Here is a 2,838-nt window from a genome sequence, read left to right as displayed (position 1 = left end):
GAACGGATGGCCCACCTGCTGCTCGACCACGGTGCCGACCCGACGCTGATCTCCGTGCTCGAGGGGCAGACCCCTCTGGAGGCCGCGCAGGCCCGAGGGCTGACCAGTGTCGTGGAGCGCCTCGTCGCCATGGGTGCCACCGACGCCTGAGGCCTGCGCGGAACCCGGTCGAACCTGGGAGCCCGGGTACCGCTGGCCCGCTCCCACCATCGAGCGTCGGGTCAGGCCTTCAGCGCCGTCGGGATGCCGTCCACGCACCCGAGCAGGAGCTCCACGTCATCGACGTCACGGGCATCGGTCTTGAACTTCACCTCGAGCTGGCCCTTCTCGTCCTCCTTCTCGAACCGCCAGCCGTCGCGCACGGTGATCGAGCCCAACATCAGTCGGGTGCCGTCGCAGGTGGCGACGACCGTTCCCGCCGCGGTCGGGAAGGATGCCGTTCGCTCGGCGCCGGCGCTCGGCTGCGGCGTCGTCGATGACCCCGGCGACGACGAGGACCCCGACGACGACGAGGGCGACGCGGTCGCGGTGGGTGTGCCCGGCATCCCTGATGTCGCGGACGGGCCGGAGGACACCGGTGACGGGGACGGCGCGACGGTGCGTGCCGCGGACGCCTGCCCCACCCCCCGGCCGGCGCGGTCGACGACGACGAAGGTCACCGTGGCGACCGCTAGCACCACGGCACACCACGCCAGGACCATTCCCACGAGCGCGCGTCGACGTGCCGACACCGCGTTCACCTCCACCCTGCTCTAGCGTGCCCACTGTGGCACACGTCTTGGTCATCGAGGACGACCCCGCGATCCGCTCGTCCCTCGTGCGCTCCCTCACCGACCGCGGTCATGCGGTCTCGAGCGCGCCCGCGGGCATGCCGGGGCTGCAGCAGGCGCTCGACGACCAGCCGGACGTCGTGCTGCTCGACCTCGGACTGCCCGACCTCGACGGGCACAGCCTGCTGACGATGCTGCGGGCGGTGCGAACCACCCCGGTCATCGTCGTCACCGCGCGCGACGACGACCCCTCGATCGTGCGGGCGCTGGACGCGGGGGCCGACGACTACGTCGTCAAACCCTTCGGGATGGACCAGCTCGAGGCGCGCATCCGCGCGGTGCTGCGCCGCTCGAGCGCGGAGGACCCGGCCGCGGCCCTCACCGTCGGTGACCTCGTCATCGAGGCGGCGACGCGCCGGGCCACCCTGCGCGGGGTCGACCTCGACCTCTCGCGCCTGGAGTTCGACCTGCTCCAATTGCTCGCGGGGCGGGCGGGCGAGGTCGTCACCAAGCGCGAGATCCTCGCGCAGGTGTGGAACCAGCCCTACGGCGGCGGCGAGCGCACCGTCGACGTGCACCTGTCGTGGCTGCGGCGCAAGCTCGGCGAGAGCGCGGCTCATCCCGTGTACCTGCACAGCGTTCGCGGCGTCGGGGTGCGCCTGGCGCCACCCTCGGATGCCGGGAGCGGAGTTCCCGGGTGACGCGCCGGATCGCGCTGCTCGTCGCGGCGACGACCTCCGCCGTCGTCGTCGCCTTCATCGTGCCGTTGTGCTTCCTGGTCGCCAACCTCGCGCAGGACCGGGCCACGACGCGCGCCCGCGAGCAGGCGCAAGGAGTGTCGACGCTCGTGGCCACCGTCGGTGACCGCGACGCGCTGGAGCGCACCGTGAGTGACCTCAGCACCCGCGGTCCGGAGGTCGTCGTCGTCGAACCCGACGGCACCGTGCTCGGGCGTGACGGGGTGGGCTCCACCGCCGCCCTGGCCCCGGACACGTGGGCCGCCGTCGAGCGGGCCCGCGTCGTGCAGGGTGCGTTCACCGTGGAGCAGGACCACGGTCTGGATGCCGTCGTGCCGGTCGTCAGCTCGCGCGGGCTCGAGGTCGTGGTCGCCACCGTGCTGCCGGAGGAACTGCGCTCTGGTGTGCGCGGCGCCTGGGCGACGATCGTCGGGCTCGGCCTGGCGCTCATCGCCCTCTCCGTCGCCGTGGCCTTCCGGCTCGGCAGGCGCACGAGCGAACCGGTGCTCGAGGTGGCCCGGGTCGCGCACGCGCTGCGCGAGGGCGACTCCAGTGCCCGCGCCGAGCCCGGCGGCCCCCCGGAGACGGCCGAGCTCGGGCGGGCCCTGAACGCCCTCGCCGACCGCATCCACGAACTGGTCGCCGCCGAACGCGCCCATGCCGCAGACCTCGGCCACCGGCTGCGCACCCCGGTGACAGCCCTGCGCCTGGACACCGACCTCGTCGAGGACGAGGCACTGGGCGCCCGGTTGCGCGAGCACGTCGACGAGCTGCAGCGCAGCATCGACGACGTCGTGCGCGACGCCCGGCGTACCGCGCGCGACGAGCTGCCGGGCACCAGCTCGGTGCCACCGACCGTCGCCGACCGGGTCGACTTCTGGCGACCGCTCGCCGAGGACCAGGGCCGTGACCTCACCCTCGAGGTCAGCGCGGGTGCACACACCCCGGTGCGGCTGGCCGTGCAGGACGTCCGCGAGATCACCGACACCCTGCTCGACAACGTCTTCGCGCACACCCCCGAGGGCACCGCGGCCCGGGTCGTCGTGCACCCGGGGCTCGTGGGCGGCTCGACGGCTGCCGTGGTCATCGTCGTCGAGGACGCCGGCCCGGGGATGCCGTTGCCCTACCGGGGCCGCGGGTACAGCGGGGCCGGGTCGAGCGGGCTGGGGCTGGCGATCGTCCACCGGGTCACCGAGGCCGCGGGTGGGTCGGTGGACCTGGGCACCTCCAGCCTCGGCGGGCTCGCCGTGGCCGTGCACCTCCCGGTCGCGGAGGCGGCACCGGCGCGGCACGAGGGTGCGCAGGGCTGAGCGCCCGGCAGGGGCACCCAC

At 74.1% G+C, this 2,838-nt stretch carries 4 protein-coding genes; 3 read left to right on the top strand and 1 reads right to left on the bottom strand.

The window, feature by feature from the left end; translation table 11 throughout:
• Window positions 1-221: 221 nt before the first annotated feature.
• Window positions 222-380 carry a hypothetical protein gene (locus PLL68_RS11025; protein ID WP_324534041.1) on the bottom strand — a complete coding sequence of 53 codons (159 nt, stop codon included), beginning with the start codon at window positions 378-380 and terminating at the stop codon, window positions 222-224.
• 7 nt (window positions 381-387) lie between these two features.
• Between PLL68_RS11025 and PLL68_RS11020 the strand changes: the two genes are divergently transcribed.
• From PLL68_RS11020 to PLL68_RS11010, 3 genes are read left to right on the top strand one after another with little or no spacing between them, the layout of a single operon-like run.
• Complete coding sequence (locus tag PLL68_RS11020; protein ID WP_324534039.1) at window positions 388-756, top strand: hypothetical protein; 369 nt, start codon at window positions 388-390, stop codon at window positions 754-756.
• A 10-nt stretch (window positions 757-766) separates the two neighbouring features.
• Complete coding sequence (locus PLL68_RS11015) at window positions 767-1,471, top strand: response regulator transcription factor (RefSeq protein ID WP_324534037.1); 705 nt, start codon at window positions 767-769, stop codon at window positions 1,469-1,471.
• On the top strand, window positions 1,468-2,817 hold the full coding sequence (locus PLL68_RS11010) for a sensor histidine kinase (protein WP_324534035.1): 1,350 nt from the start codon (window positions 1,468-1,470) through the stop codon (window positions 2,815-2,817). The genes PLL68_RS11015 and PLL68_RS11010 overlap by 4 nt, the downstream gene beginning before the upstream one ends.
• Window positions 2,818-2,838: the final 21 nt, after the last annotated feature.

This window comes from Ornithinibacter sp. (genome assembly GCF_035443565.1).
GTDB lineage: Bacteria > Actinomycetota > Actinomycetes > Actinomycetales > Dermatophilaceae > Fodinibacter.
This window is presented reverse-complemented; position numbering and strand designations above follow the sequence as displayed.